1 protein-coding gene is annotated in these 780 nt (G+C 64.7%); it reads left to right on the forward strand.

Annotated features, from left to right (window positions below):
* Positions 1–780 (forward strand): ISL3 family transposase (locus Q0747_RS13870; protein ID WP_298255637.1); only part of this gene is annotated, 780 nt, incomplete at both ends.

Raw genomic sequence — 780 nt, forward strand, 5'->3', positions numbered from 1 at the left:
CTTGATGTCGCCTGGGACACCGCGAACGATGCGGTCCTCGCCGAGGGCAAGCGCGTCCTGATCGATGACCCGGCCCGCTTCGATCAGGTCACCGCGATCGGGGTGGACGAGCACGTCTGGCGCCACACCCGCAAGGGAGACAAGTACGTCACGGTCATCATTGATCTGACACCGATCCGCGCCAAGACGGGCCCAGCGCGCCTGCTGGACATGGTCGAAGGACGCTCCAAGGCCGTCTTCAAGGCCTGGCTTGCGAATCGACCGCAGACCTGGCGGAACAAGGTGGAGGTGGTCGCGATGGATGGGTTCACCGGGTTCAAAACCGCCGCGACGGAAGAACTTCCCGACGCGGTCCCGGTCATGGACCCCTTCCACGTCGTCCGTCTGGCAGGAGATGGGTTGGATAGGTGCCGGCAACGTGTTCAGCAGATCACGACCGGTCACCGCGGACGCTCTGGCGACCTGCTCTACCGAGCCAGGCGGACCCTCCACACTGGTGCGGACCTACTCACGGAGAAGCAGCAGACCCGGCTGGACGCGGTGTTCAGGGCTGAAGAGCACCTCGAGGTCGAGGCGACGTGGGGTATCTACCAGCGCATCGTCGCTGCCTACCGGGAAGCCGACAAAAAGAAGGGAAAGAAGCTGATGCAAGCGGTCATCGACGCGGTCACCACCGGCGTCCCAGCCGCCCTGGTCGAGATCCGCCGGCTTGGCCGGACCTTAAAGCAGCGGGCCACTGATGTCCTCGCGTTCTTCGACCGCCCCGGCACTTCGAATGGC

The sequence above is a fragment of the uncultured Arthrobacter sp. genome (assembly GCF_947493765.1).
In the GTDB taxonomy this organism is placed as follows: Bacteria; Actinomycetota; Actinomycetes; order Actinomycetales; family Micrococcaceae; genus Arthrobacter_D.